The sequence below is a fragment of the Blastococcus sp. SYSU DS0828 genome (genome assembly GCF_054050975.1).
Window position 1 is genome coordinate 210,339 of record NZ_JBJHAK010000003.1, and the last position, 14,884, is coordinate 225,222.

Here is a 14,884-nt window from a genome sequence, read left to right on the forward strand (position 1 = left end):
CCAGCGATGCAGGTCTTCGTGGACGCCGCCCGGACGCTGAGCTTCGCCGACGGCACCCCGGTGACCGCGGCCTCGGGCGTGGCCCCGCTCGGGGACGGCTGGCTCGTGGTGCCGGACGACTCGACGATCGCCGCCTGGCGCCGTCCCGGCGAGGTGCTGGCGGTGCCGGTGCTCCCACCCGTCGAGGGGCTGCACACCTTCCGCGAGTCCGACGGCACCAAGCACCTCAAGCCCGACCTGGAGGTCGCCTGCCCCGCGGAGTTGGACGGGGAGCCCGCCGTGCTCCTGCTGGGCTCGGGGTCCACGCCCCGGCGGATGCACGCGGTCCTCGTGCGGCTCGAGGACCGGCAGCCGGTGGTGCGCTCCGCCGAGCTGACCCCGGTGTACCAGCGCGTGGCCGAGCGCCTGGGGCTGCCGATGGACCACGTGAACCTCGAAGGCGCGAGCTGGCACGGGGACGTGGTCCGGTGGTTCAACCGGGGCAACCTCTCCGCCGGCGTCCGCTCGGCGAGCGTCGACGTGCCGCTGCACGACCTGGTCGCCGCCGTCCTGGGCCGGGCCGAGCCCGCCGCCGTCCCGGTGGACCGGCCCCGCGAGTACGAGCTGGGCGAGGTCGAGGGCGTGGGCCTGGCGGTCACCGACGCGGTCGCGCTGCCCGACGGCCGGGTGCTGCTGAGCGCCGCCGCCGAGGACACCCCGAACGCGGTCGACGACGGGCCGGTGGTCGCCACCGCGATCGCGCTGCTGGACGGTGACACGGTGCGGGAGGTCGTGCCCATCCCCGAGGTGGACGGCCATGTGCAGAAGGTCGAGGGCCTGGCGCTGCGCGGCATCGAGGACGGCGTGGTGCGTCTGCTGGCCGTCGTGGACGACGACGACCCGGACACCCCGTCGGCCGAGCTGGACCTGCGCGTCGACCTGGGCTGAGCCGACCGGCTGCTACGGGCGGTGAGCGGGCGGGCCGGGCGGTTGGCGTCATCCCATGGACTTCGTCGTCTGCCCGCACGACGCCGCCCACCTGAAGGTCGTGGAGCGGCGCCGCGGCCACCCTGACGGACCTCTCCTGACCTGCCCGCACTGTCGACGACGGTTCGTGATGTCCGGTCGCGAGGTGAAAGAGGTGCCACCACCGTCGCCCTGAACGGTCGCTGCGGGCGGAGTCCCGACGCCGTCCAGCGGGTGGGCTACGGGTGAGGGCCGGCGGAGGCGCGGTAGGCCGCCCGCGCCGCTCTGATCATCTCGTACGACGGGTGGGCCTTGTTGTCCCGCTGGTTGAGCGGCGGGGCCGACTCGGCGATGACGGCCGCCTCCACCGCCTTCGGTTCCGGGTGCACCGCCCACGTCACCTGCAGGTGTGTGCGCATCCACTCGGACAGCCGCGCCTCGTCAGCGTCGACCGGGACGACGCGGTCCGTCGTCCACCGGGTGGTGTAACTCTCGGACGGCATCAGCAGCGCGACCAGGACACGGCGCAGGGTGGAGGAACCGGTCGGGCCTCGGAAGTGGTTGCCGACCACTCTGGCACGCAGGTCCCGAGCCAAGCCGATGTACAGCAGCTCCAGCCCTTCGACGCCCGGATGAGCCGGGCCGGACACCCCGGGCAGCGTCCCCGCCCGAGCCCACCAGGCGTAGAGACCGGAGCGACGCGGGATCTGTCCGCCCGCTCGCTCCGCATCGGCCGGTGGCCCGCACAACTCGTTCGCGACGGCGAGTGCATCGGTCACTTCCGCAGCCTCCCACCGCTCTCCGGCGGGACGTGGCGTCGTGCGGGGGAGACCCGGGCGTCGTCCGGCGTGGGGCCCCGGCCTGCGGGGTTGCTCCAGTGCGGGAGAGGGGAGTCGAACCCCTACGCCCGAAGGCACCAGATCCTAAGTCTGGCGTGGCTGCCGTTACACCACTCCCGCGTGCTTCCGGAGTCTAGGAGCACCCGTGCGGGCACCCCGGGAGGACCGTCACCGCGCTGACCTGCGCCGCGTCTGGCAGGCTGTCGCCGTGCCCCGCGACCCACGACAGATCCAGCTCGAGATCGATGCGGCCCGCGAGTCGCTGGCCGCCACCCTGGACCAGATCGCCTACCGCAGCAGCCCCACGCGCCTGAAGGCCCAGGGCAAGGACGCCGTGCAGCGCTTCCTGCAGACGCCCGCCGGTCAGGCCACGATGGGCGCCGTCGGGCTCCTGGTCACGCTGGTGGTGGTGCAGAAGGTCCGGCACCGCAAGGCCGCGGCGCCGGCCAAGCGGAACCGTCGGCCCGTCGTGGAGAAGAAGGTCCAGTACCGCACGCGCTGATCGCCGTCCGACACGACGAGACCGGCCCGTCCCCCAGGGGGACGGGCCGGTCTCGTGGTTCTCGGGTGCTCGGCCGGGTCAGGCGCTGGTCGCCCGGTGGCGCACCAGGGGCAGGACGACGGTCTCCAGCACCTCGTCGACGAAGGCCTCGTCGACCGGGCGGTGGGTGAGCAGCCAGCGCTGCACGAGGAGCGCGCTGACGGTCTCGGCGGCGACCGAGGTGCGGAACGACGGGTCGAGCTCGCCGCGCGCCTCGGCGTTCTGCCACACCTGCTCGAAGGACTGCTGCCACACGGCCAGCGGACCCTTCTCGAACGCCTCGGCCAGCGCCGGGTGACGCGGCACGGTCGACAGCAGGGAGAGGGTGGCCGCGCCCGTCGGGCCGTTCACGACGCCGACGAGGGAGTGCATGATCTCGCGCAGGTCGCCCTCGAGGGAGCCGGTGTCGGGGCTGTGCGCCTCGGCGCGGTTGAGGTCGGAGATCGTGTCGACGACCAGGTCCTGCTTGGTGCGCCACCGTCGGTAGATCGTCGCCTTGCCCACGCCGGCCTCCGCGGCGACCGCATCCATGGTCAGCGCGCCGTAACCCACGTCGGCGAGCAGGCGGAGGATCGCCGCGCGGATCACGCCGTCCCGGCTGGGATCGCGCGGCCGGCCGCCACGACTCGGACGAGCGGCTTCTGCGGTGGGGAGAGCGGCCATGGGCGAAACCTTAGACATTCAAGTTGTGAACTAGCTGGGAGTCCCCTGCGAGTACCCCCGGAAGAGCGTTCCGATACCGCCGCGCGCCTGTCCCGTGTGCCCGTGCGCGTGAGTCACCCTGTCCTCCGTGGGAACCATCTGCGGCGGCGTCTGCGGGTGCCGCCAGAACTGGGAGGTGCCCGGGCGGGCGGGTCGTGCGCTGCTGGCGACGTCGATCGGGCACGTGCTGCCGCACGTGGCCCGCACCGCCAAGGCGCTGGGCCTCACCGTCTACTCCGCGCCCCAGCTGGTCGACGTCGTCGACGACCGGGGTGGACGGGGTCTGGAGCGGCTGTTCCAGAAGCTGGCGCGGGAGCTGACCGCCGCCGAGACCGAGGCGGTGCGGGTCGCCACCGACCCGCCGGACGACGGCGCCGCGCTGACCGCCCGGCTGCTGACCGCGCCCACGCTGGCCGTGGAGCTGGCGCGCCGCGGCGTCACGGTCGAGGTCGGCGTCCTGGCCGAGGCCGAGTTCTGGTCGGTGTACCAGCCGATCGTCTCGCTGGCCGACCGCTCCGTCGTCGCGCACGAGGCGCTGCTGCGCGGGCTGGTCGACGGCCGTGAGGTCGGCGGCGGGGACCTGTTCTTCGTGGCCGAGTCCGCCGGCTGGCTGCACCGGCTGGACCGCATCGGCCGGGAGTCCGCCATCGCCGGCGCAGTGCCGTGGCTGGGCGAGGACGACCTGTTCATCAACTTCAACCCCGCCTCGATCTACCGGCCGCAGGTCTGCCTGGCCAGCACCGAGCAGGTCGCGCACGACGCCGGCATCGCGCCGACCCAGCTGGTCTTCGAGGTGGTCGAGTCGCACGCCATCGCCGACCGCGGGCACCTGGTCTCGGTGCTGGAGCACTACCGCTCGCTGGGGTGGCGCGTCGCGCTCGACGACGTCGGCGCCGGCTGGAACAGCCTGTCGCTCCTCGCCGCGGTCCGGCCCGACGTGGTGAAGCTGGACAAGGGGCTGGTGCAGGAGCTGCCCGACGACGGTGCCCGCACGGTGCTGAAGGCGGTGACCGACCTGGCCCACCAGCTGGGGGCGGTGGTCGTGGCCGAGGGGATCGAGACCGAGCGGCTGGCCGAGGAGGTGACCGCGCTGGGGGCCGACATGGGCCAGGGCTGGCTGTTCGGCCGGCCGGTACGCCCCGAGCCGCCCGCCGAGGAGCCCGAGGGTCGCTGGCAGCCGGTGGCGCGGACCCGCTGACGCCGTCGCCGGTCAGTCCAGGGCCCAGCCGGTGAGCACCGGCCGGCCGTGCTCGTGCCCCAGGACGCCGTACCGGCCGGCGGGCAGCGCGAACAGCGCCCCGGCCTCGGGCGCCAGCCCGAGCCAGCGGGCCGTCAGCACCCGCAGCACGTGGCCGTGGGCGACGAGCGCGACGTCGCCGTCGGGAAGGCGGTCACGGACCCGGTCGAGGACTCGGTCGACCCGGGCGCCGACGTCGGCCAGCGTCTCGCCGGGGACGTCGGCGTCGGCCGTGCCGTCCCGCCAGATCGACCACTCCCGGCCCAGCTCCTCGCTGATCTCGGCAGTGGTGCGGCCCTCGTAGCCGCCGTAGTCGAGCTCGACGAGGTCGCCGTCCACCGCTGTGGCGGTCAGGCCGGCCAGCTCGGCGGTCCGCCGGGCCCGCTGGAGCGGGCTGACCCGCACCTCGGCGAAGCTGCGTCGGCCCAGCGCCGCGCGCAGGGAGCGGGCCTGCTCCTCGCCCTCGGGCAGCAGCGGCAGGTCGGTGGCCCCGGTGTGCTGGCCGCTGCGGCTCCACTCGGTCTGCCCGTGCCGCAGCACCACGAGCTCTCCCAGCCGTCCACCGACGATCTCGCCCACGTCGTCCATCGAACACGCCCGTCCGGGAACACGCGCGGTGGCTGCCGCGCTGGCTCCCGGCATGACCACCGCACAGCTCAGCGACACGTTCAGCATCGGCGGAGACCTCCCCGTCCACCGGCTCGGCTACGGCGCCATGCAGCTGCCCGGCCCCGGCGTGTGGGGCGAGCCGGCCGACCGGGCCGCCGCCGTCCGCGTCGTGCAGGCCGCCGTCGAGCAGGGCGTGGACTTCATCGACACCGCCGACTCCTACGGCCCCGAGGTCAGCGAGCAGATCATCGCCGAGGCGCTGCACCCCTACCCCGAGGGCCTGGTCATCGGGACGAAGGCCGGGCTGACCCGCCAGGGCCCGGGCATCTGGACGCCGGTCGGCCGGCCCGCCTACCTCAAGCAGCAGGTCGAGCTCTCCCTGCGGCACCTGAAGGTCGACCGCATCGACCTCATCCAGCTGCACCGCATCGACGCCGAGGTGCCGCTGGCCGACCAGCTCGGCGCCTTCGCAGAGCTCAAGGAGCAGGGCAAGGTCCGGCACATCGGCGTCTCCGAGGTGTCGGTGGATGAGCTGGAGGCGGCGCGCGGGATCACCGAGATCGTCAGCGTGCAGAACCTGTACAACCTGACCACCCGCCAGAGCCAGGACGTCCTGGACTACGCCACCGCCGAGGGCATCGCCTTCATCCCGTGGTTCCCGATCGCCACGGGTGACCTGGCCGCCCCGGACAGCCCGGTGGCGGACATCGCCCGCGAGCTCGACGCCACTCCCTCGCAGGTGGCGCTGGCCTGGCTGCTGCAGAAGTCGCCGGTCATCCTGCCGATCCCGGGCACCAAGTCGGTCGACCACCTCACCGAGAACCTCGGTGCGGCTCGGCTGACCCTGTCCGACGAGGACATGGCCCGCCTGGACGCGCTGGCCTGAGCCGCCGCCCGCCCGGGCATAGGAAGCTCTACCCGCGTTCAGCCACCCCCGGATGCAGGTAGAGCTTCCTATGCCTCACCGGCGCGGCGGGACCCCCGGCGCGCCGGAGGGCTGAGGCACGCGTCACCATGGCCTGCGTGGACGCCGAGGACTTCCGCCAGGTCAAGGACGCCGTTCGACAGCTGATCCGCGAATCGGTGCTGCCCCGCGAGGAGCAGATCGAGGACGAGGACCGCATCCCCGACGACCTGCGGGCGCAGGCCGCGGAGATGGGTCTGTTCGGGTACGCGCTGCCCGAGGACTACGGCGGGCTCGGCGTCACGATGAGCGAGGACGTCGAGCTCGCGATGGAGTTCGGCTACACGACGCCCGCCTTCCGCTCCCTCTTCGGCACGAACAACGGCATCTCCGGCCAGGTGATCGCGAAGTTCGGCAGCGAGGAGCAGAAGAAGAAGTACCTGCCGCGCCTGTCGGCCGGTGAGCTCATCGGCTCCTTCGCGCTCACCGAGGCCGAGGCCGGCTCCGACCCCTCGGCACTGCGCACCAGCGCCCGCCGGGACGGCGACGAGTGGGTCATCAACGGCAGCAAGCGCTACATCACCAACGCGCCGATCGCCGACCTGTTCGTCGTCTTCGCCCGCACCGACCCGGAGCAGAAGGGCGGCCGGGGCATCTCCAGCTTCGTCGTCGAGACGACGACGCCGGGCGTCACCGTCGGCCCCAAGGACGCGAAGATGGGCCAGGCCGGCGCCTGGACCAGCGAGGTGTTCTTCGACGACGTGCGGGTGCCCGCCGACGCGCTGATCGGCGAGGAGGGCCGCGGCTACGCGAAGGCCCTCACCGTGCTCTCCCGCGGCCGGCTGCACATCGCCGCGCTCTGCGTCGGCATGGCGCAGCGGGTGCTCGACGAGTCGGTCGCCTACGCCGCCACCGCCAAGCAGGGCGGGGCGCCAATCGGCCGCTTCCAGCTGGTCCAGGCGATGCTCGCCGACATGCACGCCGAGCTGCTCGCCGGCCGCAGCATGGTGCGCGACGTCGCCGCCCGCTACGACTCCGGCGAGGACACCTCCGTCGGCCCGTCGTCGGCCAAGCTCTTCTGCACCGAGATGGTGGGCCGCGCTGTCGACAAGGCCGTGCAGGTGCATGGCGGCATGGGCTACCTGCGGACGACGCCGGTGGAGCGCTTCTACCGCGACGCCCGGCTGTTCCGGCTCTACGAGGGCACCAGCGAGGTGCAGCGGGTCATCATCGGCGGCGCGCTGCTGCGTGAGGCCGGCATGGCACGTGGCTAGGCCCGAGCTCACCGACGACGAGCGCGGGGTCCGTCGCGAGGCGGCGGCGGAGCTCGGTGAGGCCCTGCGCGAGCTGGTCGACGCCGCCGTCCGCACCGAGGCGCCGGTCGACCGGCTGAGCGAGGCGACCCGGGCCGCGCGCGAGCTGACCGCGCTGCTGTCGGAGGACCTGCGCGAGGTGCACGAGATCGCTTCGGTGGACGACCCGGAGACCGGCCAGCGGTGGTACAGCCCGGTGTACGGGCCGGGCAGCCCGGTCGCGCCGCCGATGGTCGTCGAGGACCTCCCGGACGAGGGCCGCTGCGTCGGCCGGGTCACGATCGGCAAGAAGCTCGAGGGCCCGCCCGGGCTCGTGCACGGCGGGGTGGTGGCCACGCTCCTGGACCACGTGCTGGCGCGCTCCGCGCGCGGCGCCGGTCACGGCGGGCTGACGGCGACCCTCTCCGTCACCTACCGCCGGCCCGTGCACCTGGGCGTGCCGCTGGTGGTGACCGGTCAGCTGGTCTCGGTCGACGGCCGGCGGGCCACCGCGACCGCCCGGCTGGTGGCCGAGGACGACCCGGCGACGACGCTGGCCGAGGGGGAGGCGCTGCTCGTCGCCCTGCGCGCGGAGCGGGCCTCGGAGGTGTTCGCGCGCACCGGCCGCGACGTAGGTGCCTGGACCAGCCGCAGCTGAAACGGGTTCGGGAACCGCCCGGTACCCGGTAGCGTCCGCCCTCCACCGATGCACCAGGAGGGCACGTGCGGCGCACGTACGTCAGCTACAGCGGCTCCTACCAGCCGCTCACCGCGGCGGCTGTCGCGGCTCCCGACGGGCTGCGGCCGGAGCTGGCCGACGTCGGCCGGCTCGCCCGGCGCGGCGTGCGGGCGCTGGTCGGCGCCGCCCGCGCGGGGGAGCGGCCGCGGCTGTCCCGAGTGCTGGCTGCGCACCTGGGCGACGCGGCCGAGGGGCTGGACGTGGTGGAGGAGACCTGGCCCGGCTACGAGCACGTCAACGTCCAGGCCGGGGTCGACGCCTGGCTGACCGGGGCGGGGCGGACGCACGAGCTGGTCGGGGTGGCCGGGTTCCAGCACACCCAGTTCGGCCTCGGCGACCTGCTCGGTCCCGACGGCGAGCACCCGCACGGACCCCGGCCGGGCAACCCGGCCACGGTCAACCTCGCCTGCGGCCCCGACGGCGAGGTCCGGGCCTGCCAGCGGTGCGCGATCTACCTGGTCACCGAGCCCGACGGCAGCCGCGCGGCGCTGCTGCTGCGGGGTGCGGCACCGGAGTACGGCGTGCCGCAGGTGTCGGTGCAGCTGGTGGGCACCGACCCGGCCGCGGTGGCCCGTGCCGCCGCCGAGATCCGCGCCGCGAGCATCGAGCACAACGTGTTCCGCGGCCAGGTGCTCTCCTTCGGTCAGGAGGTGTTCGGGCACGGGCAGACGTTGCTGCAGTTCCACCGCCGGCCGGAGCTGCGGGCCGACCAGCTGATCCTGGCGCCGGCCACTCTCGCCGAGATCCGGCGGCAGGTGGTGGACGTCGCCCGGCACAAGGAGCGCCTGCTCGCGGCCGGCCAGCACCTCAAGCGCGGGGTGCTGCTCTACGGCCCGCCCGGCGTCGGCAAGACCCACACCGTCTGGTATCTGGTGAGCAACCTGCGCGACACCACGGTCATCCAGCTCACCGGCAACGCGCTGCACCTGATCGCCGAGGCGTGCTCGGTGGCACGGGCGCTGGCGCCGGCCATGCTCGTCGTGGAGGACGTCGACCTGATCGCCGAGGACCGCGGCATGCACCCGGGCCAGCATCCGCTGCTGTTCCAGCTGCTCAACGAGATGGACGGGCTGGCCGAGGACGCCGACGTCGTCTTCGTGCTCACCACGAACCGCGCCGACCTGCTGGAGCCTGCGCTGGCCGCACGCCCGGGCCGGGTGGACCAGGCGGTGGCGCTGGAGCTGCCCGACGCGGCGGCGCGCCGGGCGCTGTTCGACCTCTACCGCGGGACGCTGGAGGTGGACACCAGCGGCCTGGACGACGTGATCGCCCGGACCGAGGGCGTGACGGCGTCCTTCCTCAAGGAGCTGCTCCGCCGGGCCGCGCTGGTGGCGGCGGCGCGGACCCCGGACGGCGGCGGGCTCACGGTGTCGGCGGGTGATCTGACCGCGGCGCTGGACGAGCTGCTCGACACCCGCAACGCGATGACCCGCACCCTGCTGGGCAGCCTGCCCGGCTGAGTCAGTTGGCCCGCGGCCCGGGCGCGTTGGCCCGGTCACCGGCCGGGTCCAGCTCCGGGCCGCCCGCCGGGCGCAGCAACGGCCCGGGCGCACCGGTGCCAGTGCCGAGCGCCGCCACGAACTGCCGCAGCACGTCGTCGCCGGCGTGGAACGGGGCCCAGTCGAGCAGCTTGCGCGCCCGGGCGGTGTTCAGCGCGGGCGCCTGCGTGCCGATGTCCACCCAGCCGGGCTCGGTGGGCACCACGTGCGCGGTGAACGCCGCGTGCAGCCCGGCGCGCACCGCGAACGCCGGGGTGGGGATCCGCATCGAGCCGAGGGCGCGGGCCAGCGCGTCGGCGTCCATCAGCGGCTCGGCCGCCAGGTTGAACGGGCCGGGGGCACGGCGGTCGAGCATCCGCTCGAGGGCGTCGGCGACGTCGTCGGCGTGCACGAACGAGAGGGCCAGCGCGGGCAGGGGGAGCGGGAGCAGCCGGGCGACCGCGCCGGGCAGCATGCGCGCGGCCCCGAACAGCAGCGGCCCCAGGAAGTAGCGGCCGATCTCGCTGCTGGCCTCCGGCTGCAGGACGAGGGTGGGGCGGACGACGGTCAGGGTGGTGTCCGGGTGTCGGGTGAACACCTCGCGGACCACCCGCTCGGCCTCGGACTTGTCGCGGCTGTACTGCGCGCTCGGGATGCCGGTCGTCGGCCAGTCCTCCGTCACCCGCTGCCCGCGCGCGCCGGCGGCGTAGGCGCCGATCGAGCTCATGTGCACGAACTGGCCGACCCCGGCGGCCGCCGCCGCGCGGGCCACCCGCCGGGTGCCCGCCACGTTCACCTCGCGCAGGCGATCGGGCTGCCGGCCCGGCTGCAGCGCCCAGGCCAGGTGCACCACCGCGTCGGCTCCCTCGACGAACTCGGCGATCTCCGCCTCGCTCGCGGCCTCCCCCAGGTCGGCGGAGTGCCAGCGGACGCCGTCGTACGGGGCCGTCGCCGGCGGCCGGCGCCGGGCCAGCCCGCGGACCTCGGCCACGCCGGCCCTCGGGTCGGTGAGCCGACGCAGGAGGGCGGTGCCGACGTTGCCGCTGGCTCCGGTGACGGCGATGGTGCGGCCGGAGAGCTGGCCGGGGGAGAGGTTCGGCATGTCCTGCGGCTACCCGTCCGCCCCCGCGCCAACCGGCGCGCCCCGCGATCAGCCGGTCGAGCGGGCGGGGTCGGGCGAGGTGGCGTCGTCGTCGAGTGACCGGCCCCGTAGCTCGGGCAGTGCCCACGCCGCGATCGCGGCCACCACGAAGAAGACGGCGAAGGTGGCGAACACCAGCCCCGTGCCCCCGGCGTCGACCAGCAGCGGCACGCACAGGGGCGCGGCGATGGAGGCCAGCCGGCCGAAGCCCGCGGCGGCGCCGGCGCCGGTCGCCCGCAGCGCGGTCGGGTAGATCTCCGGTGTCACCGCGTAGAGGGCACCCCAGGCGCCGAGGTTGAAGAACGACAGCACCATCCCGGTCACGAGCACCGCGGTGTCGCCGTCGGCGGCCGCGAACAGCCCGGCGCCCAGCGCGGAGCCCAGCAGGAAGGTGGCCAGCGTCGGGCGGCGCCCCCACTTCTCGATCAGGTAGGCCGCCAGGGCGTACCCGGGCAACTGGGCGATCGTGATGATCAGCGTGTACTGGAAGGACCTCACCAGGGAGAAGCCCTCGTTGAACAGCAGCGTCGGCAGCCAGATGAAGGCGCCGTAGTAGGCGAAGTTGATGCCGAACCAGACGATCCAGAGCGCGGCCGTCCGGCGGGCGGTGCCGGCCGCCCAGAGGGCACCGACACCCGGCGGGGTGGCCGGCGGTGCGGGGGGCGGCGACGCGACCGGCGCGACGTCCGCGGCGCGCTCGAACCGGCGCACCGTCGCCTCCGCCTCGTCGGTGCGACCGCGCAGCTCGAGGAAGCGCACCGACTCGGGCAGCCCGCGGCGGACGACGACGGCGTAGAGGGCGGGCACGGCCCCGATCGCGAGCGCCCAGCGCCAGCCGTCGTCGCCGACGGGGACGACGAAGTAGCCGATGAGCGCGGCCAGCGTCCAGCCCACCGCCCAGAACGCCTCCAGCAGCACGACCACCCGGCCGCGCACCCGCGCCGGGGCGAACTCGCTGACCAGGGTGGAGGCGACCGGCAGCTCCGCGCCCAGCCCCAGGCCGATGAGGAACCGGAAGACCAGCAGCGCACCGACCGACCACGACAGCGCCGCGGCGCCCGTGGCCACCCCGAAGACGAGCAGGGTCAGGGCGAACACCTGGCGGCGGCCGAACCGGTCGGCCAGCAGACCGCCGAGCGTGGCGCCCAGCGCCATGCCCACGAAGCCGATCGACCCGATCCACGAGACCTCGCTGTTCGACAACCCCCACTGCGCGACGAGCGCGGTCATCACGAACGAGATCAGGCCGACGTCCATGGCGTCCAGCGCCCACCCGATGCCCGAGCCGACCACCAGCCGGCCGTGCTCACGGGTGACGGGCAGCCGGTCGAGGCGCTCGGCCCGGGTGGCGGTGGTCCTCGGTTCGGCGGTCATCGCGGAGGAAACTACCCCGGCGTGCACGCGAACCGGGGCGGGGCGCCGCGGGTGCGGGCCCCGCCCCGGATCAGGACGGTCGTCGGATCGCTCAGCTGCTCAGGCGTGCCTTGAGCAGGGCCTTCCCCTGCTCGCCACCCTTGCGGCTCTCGTTCTGCGCCTTGCGGAAGAACTCCGCGAGCTCCTGGTCCCCGGCGCGCTCGGCGTCCTGGATGTAGGCCTCGAGGCGCAGCGCGTTGCTGAGGCTGGCCTCGGTGAACCAGATCAGGTTGTAGTCCTTGTCGGCGGTGCCCGTGACGCGACCGGTTTCCGTGGTCGACGTGGTCATCAGGTCGTCCCCTTCCCTCGGTGTCGGTTACCGGACGCTCCGGGGCTACCCCGCAGCCGGGGCGCCGAACAGCCCCATGCCGACTTTCGGGCCGCCGATCCGGACGGTGGCGCGAGGGCGGCGCAGCGCTCAGCCGCGCACGTGGGCGGTGACCAGCTCGGCGGTCCGCTCCGCGGCGAGCTCCGGGATCCAGTGCGTCACGTCGTCGAGGACCTCGAGCCGGTACGGCGCCTCGACGAAGCGAGCGGTGTCCTCGGTCGCGGCGCGGCCGAGGAACGCGTCCCCGGTGCTCCACACGTGCAGCGTCGGCACCTGCACCTTCCCGACCGGGTCGCGCCCGCTCCACGGCAGGGCCCGGTACCAGTTCAGGGCCGCGGTCAGCGCACCCGGTTCGCGCATCCGCTGCGCGTACCGGTCGACGGCGTCCTCGGGGAGGCCGCCGTGCCGCAGCATTCTCCGCAGCGCGGCGCCGTCGCCGGCGAGCAGCAGCCGCTCGGGCAGCACGGGCAGCTGGAACACCCCCACGTAGTAGGAGCGCAGCGCCTGGTCGCTGGTCACCACGGCGCGGGCCATCGCGGCCGGGTGCGGTACGGAGAGCGCGGTCAGCGTGCGCACCCGGTCGGGGTGCCAGGCACCCAGGGCCCAGCCGACGATGCCGCCCCAGTCGTGGCCCACCACGTGCGCGGACTCCAGGCCGGCGGCATCGAGCAGGGCGAGGACGTCCCCTGCCGTCTCGCGCAGCCGGTAGTCCGCCCGCCCGCGCGGCCGCGCCCGGGGCGAGTACCCGCGCTGGTCGGGCGCCAGGGTGCGCAGGCCGTGCTGGTGCAGCGCCGGTGCCACCCGGTCCCAGGCGGTGGAGTCCTGCGGGAAGCCGTGCAGGAGGACGACGGGGTCGCCGTCGGTCGGTCCGGCGTCCCGGACGTCGAAGGTCAGGCCGTTCCGGTCGAAGCTGTCCACACCCCGACTGTGCCCCGAAGCCCGCCCTCGCGCACCGGGGGAGTGGAGCGGGCGCGCCCCCGGTCGATCGGGGACCATGGGCCGGTGACCGCCACTCCTGTCGAGATGATCGTGCTGGTGGACGAGGAGGGTCTGGCGATCGGCACGATGCCCAAGCGACAGGTGCACCACGGCGAGACGCCGCTGCACCGCGCGTTCTCCGCCTACCTCTTCGCCGACGACGGCCGGCTGCTGATCACCCGCCGGGCCGAGGACAAGGCGACGTTCCCGGGGATGTGGACCAACACCGTCTGCGGTCACCCGGGGCCCGGTGAGGACGACGGGGCTGCGATCGCCCGACGCGCCGGCTTCGAGCTGGGCCTCTCCGTCGCCGACATCCGCCCCGCCCTCCCGGGCTACCGGTACCGGGCGGAGTTCCGCGGCGTCGTCGAGAACGAGATCTGCCCGGTCTACGTCGGGCGCTTCACCGGGTCCCCGGCGCCGGAGCCCAGCGAGGTGGCCGAGTGGGAGCTGCTGGACTGGGCTGCGTTCCGCCGGCGGCAGGAGACCGAGGGCGACGCGTGGTCCCCGTGGTGCCGTGAGCAGGCGAGGCTCATCGAGGAAGCGGGCCTCCACCGCATCTGACCGCGGCCCCGGAAAGGCGCGGTCGGTCACCCCTGCCGGCCCCGACCTGCGCTGCCGGCGGTTGTCGGCGAGGCTGTCGGCGACGGACGCGCACCGACGACCGAGGAGCTGCCGTGGAGGCGTCGTTGAAGGGCCGGGTCGCACTGGTGACCGGCGGGGCCAGCGGGCTCGGCCGGGCCACGGCGCTGGCGCTGGCCGAGAGCGGCGCGCACGTGGTGGTCGCCGACATCGACGCGTCGGGCAGCGAGGAGACGCGGTCGCGGGTGGTCGCCGCGGGCGGCTCGGCGGAGGTCGTCCCCCTGGACGTCACCCAGGACGAGAGCCGGCGGACCGTCGTGGCCGACCTGTTCGACCGGCACGGCGACGCGTTCGACGTCCTGGTCAACGTGGCCGGCATCGACCGGCCGGGCTACATCACCGACATCGACCTCGCCGACTACCAGCGGGTGCAGGCGGTCAACTGCGAGGGCCCGATCTTCCTGACCAGCGAGTTCACGAAGCGGGTGCAGCACCTGCCGGAGGGGCGCACCGCCGACGTCGTGCACGTGGTGTCGCTCTCGGCGATCACCTCGGGCAGCGGGGCGATCGCCTACAACGGCTCCAAGGCGGGGTTCCTCAACGCGACCCGCTGCATCCAGCGGGAGCTGCGGGAGAAGGCCGTGCGGCTGGACGACGGCACCGAGCGGCCGTTCCCGTGCCGGGTGCAGAGCGTCATCCCCGCTGCGATGGACACCCCGATGATGGAGCAGTGGGGGATCCCCGGGCACCTGATGATGCCGCCGTCGGCGGTCGCCGAGGCCATCCGCACCCTGCTGCTCCTGCACCCGGCGGCGTTCGTCCCCGAGATGCAGATCGTGCCCCGGCTCGAACCGAACTTCCCGCGCTGACCGACCATGAGGAACTGCCGCATGAACGCCCCGGACGACCCCACGCCGGACACCGCGATGGCGTCGGGCTCCGACGCGGGCAGCCCCGGCGGGCGGCTGGGCCCCGGTGACCTGGCACCCGACGAGGAGCGCCTGCTGGCCGCGCTGGAGCAGAGCCGCACCGCCGCCCCCGAGGACCCCGTCGCCGTCGTCCGCGCGGCCGAGGACGAGCGCCCGCTGCCGTCGGACGGCGGCCCACCCGACGACGGGCTGACGCCCCGCTTCACCGCCCCGGGCGGGAGCTGAGC

At 74.4% G+C, this 14,884-nt stretch carries 17 protein-coding genes and 1 tRNA gene; 10 read left to right on the forward strand and 8 right to left on the reverse strand.

Annotation, left to right across the window (positions count from 1 at the left end; translation table 11 throughout):
- Window positions 1-6 precede the first annotated feature (6 nt).
- Window positions 7-927, forward strand: coding sequence for a DUF6910 family protein (locus ACI79Q_RS03980; RefSeq protein ID WP_456614204.1), 921 nt, complete (start codon window positions 7-9; stop codon window positions 925-927).
- Window positions 928-1,184: 257 nt separating this feature from the next.
- Here the strand turns inward: ACI79Q_RS03980 and ACI79Q_RS03985 are convergent, their stop codons facing one another.
- The gene (locus ACI79Q_RS03985) at window positions 1,185-1,724 is read right to left on the reverse strand and encodes a GIY-YIG nuclease family protein (protein WP_456614205.1); all 540 of its coding nucleotides are present in this window, start codon (window positions 1,722-1,724) and stop codon (window positions 1,185-1,187) included.
- Between the two features lie 99 nt (window positions 1,725-1,823).
- Window positions 1,824-1,904, reverse strand: a tRNA-Leu gene (locus ACI79Q_RS03990).
- Between the two features lie 88 nt (window positions 1,905-1,992).
- On the opposite strand from ACI79Q_RS03990, the gene ACI79Q_RS03995 reads away from it, so the two are divergent.
- Window positions 1,993-2,286 carry a DUF3618 domain-containing protein gene (locus ACI79Q_RS03995; protein ID WP_456587497.1) on the forward strand — a complete coding sequence of 98 codons (294 nt, stop codon included), beginning with the start codon at window positions 1,993-1,995 and terminating at the stop codon, window positions 2,284-2,286.
- 78 nt (window positions 2,287-2,364) lie between these two features.
- Here the strand turns inward: ACI79Q_RS03995 and ACI79Q_RS04000 are convergent, their stop codons facing one another.
- A complete protein-coding gene (locus ACI79Q_RS04000; protein WP_456587498.1) occupies window positions 2,365-2,988 on the reverse strand; it encodes a TetR/AcrR family transcriptional regulator in 624 nt (207 codons plus the stop codon).
- Window positions 2,989-3,115: 127 nt separating this feature from the next.
- On the opposite strand from ACI79Q_RS04000, the gene ACI79Q_RS04005 reads away from it, so the two are divergent.
- Window positions 3,116-4,225 (forward strand): EAL domain-containing protein, encoded by a 1,110-nt coding sequence (locus ACI79Q_RS04005; protein WP_456587499.1) that lies wholly within the window; start codon window positions 3,116-3,118, stop codon window positions 4,223-4,225.
- A gap of 12 nt (window positions 4,226-4,237) precedes the next feature.
- Here ACI79Q_RS04005 and ACI79Q_RS04010 read toward each other — a convergent pair whose 3' ends face one another.
- Window positions 4,238-4,843: a histidine phosphatase family protein gene (locus tag ACI79Q_RS04010; RefSeq protein ID WP_456614206.1), complete on the reverse strand. Its 606-nt coding sequence runs from the start codon at window positions 4,841-4,843 to the stop codon at window positions 4,238-4,240.
- Between the two features lie 61 nt (window positions 4,844-4,904).
- On the opposite strand from ACI79Q_RS04010, the gene ACI79Q_RS04015 reads away from it, so the two are divergent.
- The 4 genes from ACI79Q_RS04015 to ACI79Q_RS04030 all read left to right on the forward strand — a co-directional run bounded on the left by ACI79Q_RS04015 (window position 4,905) and on the right by ACI79Q_RS04030 (window position 9,268).
- Entirely contained in the window at window positions 4,905-5,759 is an 855-nt protein-coding gene (locus tag ACI79Q_RS04015; RefSeq protein ID WP_456614207.1) for an aldo/keto reductase, read from the forward strand.
- A 128-nt stretch (window positions 5,760-5,887) separates the two neighbouring features.
- Window positions 5,888-7,051 (forward strand): acyl-CoA dehydrogenase family protein, encoded by a 1,164-nt coding sequence (locus ACI79Q_RS04020; RefSeq protein ID WP_456587502.1) that lies wholly within the window; start codon window positions 5,888-5,890, stop codon window positions 7,049-7,051.
- Window positions 7,044-7,727, forward strand: coding sequence for a PaaI family thioesterase (locus tag ACI79Q_RS04025; protein ID WP_456614208.1), 684 nt, complete (start codon window positions 7,044-7,046; stop codon window positions 7,725-7,727). The genes ACI79Q_RS04020 and ACI79Q_RS04025 overlap by 8 nt, the downstream gene beginning before the upstream one ends.
- Window positions 7,728-7,792: 65 nt before the next feature.
- Window positions 7,793-9,268: an AAA family ATPase gene (locus ACI79Q_RS04030; RefSeq protein ID WP_456614209.1), complete on the forward strand. Its 1,476-nt coding sequence runs from the start codon at window positions 7,793-7,795 to the stop codon at window positions 9,266-9,268.
- 1 nt (window position 9,269) lies between these two features.
- On the opposite strand, the gene ACI79Q_RS04035 is transcribed toward ACI79Q_RS04030, so the two are convergent.
- From ACI79Q_RS04035 to ACI79Q_RS04050, 4 genes are all read right to left on the reverse strand, one after another.
- Window positions 9,270-10,388: an NAD-dependent epimerase/dehydratase family protein gene (locus ACI79Q_RS04035; protein WP_456614210.1), complete on the reverse strand. Its 1,119-nt coding sequence runs from the start codon at window positions 10,386-10,388 to the stop codon at window positions 9,270-9,272.
- Between the two features lie 48 nt (window positions 10,389-10,436).
- The gene (locus ACI79Q_RS04040) at window positions 10,437-11,801 is read right to left on the reverse strand and encodes an MFS transporter (RefSeq protein ID WP_456587506.1); all 1,365 of its coding nucleotides are present in this window, start codon (window positions 11,799-11,801) and stop codon (window positions 10,437-10,439) included.
- A 91-nt stretch (window positions 11,802-11,892) separates the two neighbouring features.
- On the reverse strand, window positions 11,893-12,129 hold the full coding sequence (locus tag ACI79Q_RS04045) for a hypothetical protein (protein ID WP_456587507.1): 237 nt from the start codon (window positions 12,127-12,129) through the stop codon (window positions 11,893-11,895).
- A gap of 129 nt (window positions 12,130-12,258) precedes the next feature.
- Window positions 12,259-13,086: an alpha/beta fold hydrolase gene (locus tag ACI79Q_RS04050; protein WP_456614211.1), complete on the reverse strand. Its 828-nt coding sequence runs from the start codon at window positions 13,084-13,086 to the stop codon at window positions 12,259-12,261.
- An 84-nt stretch (window positions 13,087-13,170) separates the two neighbouring features.
- Between ACI79Q_RS04050 and idi the strand changes: the two genes are divergently transcribed.
- The 3 genes from idi (at window position 13,171) to ACI79Q_RS04065 (ending at window position 14,882) form a co-directional block, all read left to right on the forward strand.
- Window positions 13,171-13,710, forward strand: coding sequence for an isopentenyl-diphosphate Delta-isomerase (gene idi, locus ACI79Q_RS04055; protein ID WP_456614212.1), 540 nt, complete (start codon window positions 13,171-13,173; stop codon window positions 13,708-13,710).
- Window positions 13,711-13,823: 113 nt separating this feature from the next.
- Window positions 13,824-14,597, forward strand: a complete 774-nt coding sequence (locus ACI79Q_RS04060; RefSeq protein WP_456587510.1) for an SDR family NAD(P)-dependent oxidoreductase — start codon at window positions 13,824-13,826, stop codon at window positions 14,595-14,597.
- Window positions 14,598-14,618: 21 nt separating this feature from the next.
- The gene (locus ACI79Q_RS04065) at window positions 14,619-14,882 is read left to right on the forward strand and encodes a hypothetical protein (RefSeq protein WP_456596723.1); all 264 of its coding nucleotides are present in this window, start codon (window positions 14,619-14,621) and stop codon (window positions 14,880-14,882) included.
- The last annotated feature ends 2 nt before the right edge of the window (window positions 14,883-14,884 follow it).

Excerpts from the sequence above, each read along its gene's own strand:
- ACI79Q_RS04040 (WP_456587506.1), bottom strand. The coding sequence starts at position 11,801 with ATGACCGCCGAACCGAGGACCACCGCCACCCGGGCCGAGCGCCTCGAC.
- ACI79Q_RS04000 (WP_456587498.1), bottom strand. The coding sequence starts at position 2,988 with ATGGCCGCTCTCCCCACCGCAGAAGCCGCTCGTCCGAGTCGTGGCGGC.
- ACI79Q_RS04065 (WP_456596723.1), top strand. The coding sequence starts at position 14,619 with ATGAACGCCCCGGACGACCCCACGCCGGACACCGCGATGGCGTCGGGC.
- ACI79Q_RS04045 (WP_456587507.1), bottom strand. The coding sequence starts at position 12,129 with ATGACCACGTCGACCACGGAAACCGGTCGCGTCACGGGCACCGCCGAC.
- ACI79Q_RS04020 (WP_456587502.1), top strand. The coding sequence starts at position 5,888 with ATGGCCTGCGTGGACGCCGAGGACTTCCGCCAGGTCAAGGACGCCGTT.
- ACI79Q_RS04015 (WP_456614207.1), top strand. The coding sequence starts at position 4,905 with ATGACCACCGCACAGCTCAGCGACACGTTCAGCATCGGCGGAGACCTC.
- ACI79Q_RS04035 (WP_456614210.1), bottom strand. The coding sequence starts at position 10,388 with ATGCCGAACCTCTCCCCCGGCCAGCTCTCCGGCCGCACCATCGCCGTC.
- ACI79Q_RS03980 (WP_456614204.1), top strand. The coding sequence starts at position 7 with ATGCAGGTCTTCGTGGACGCCGCCCGGACGCTGAGCTTCGCCGACGGC.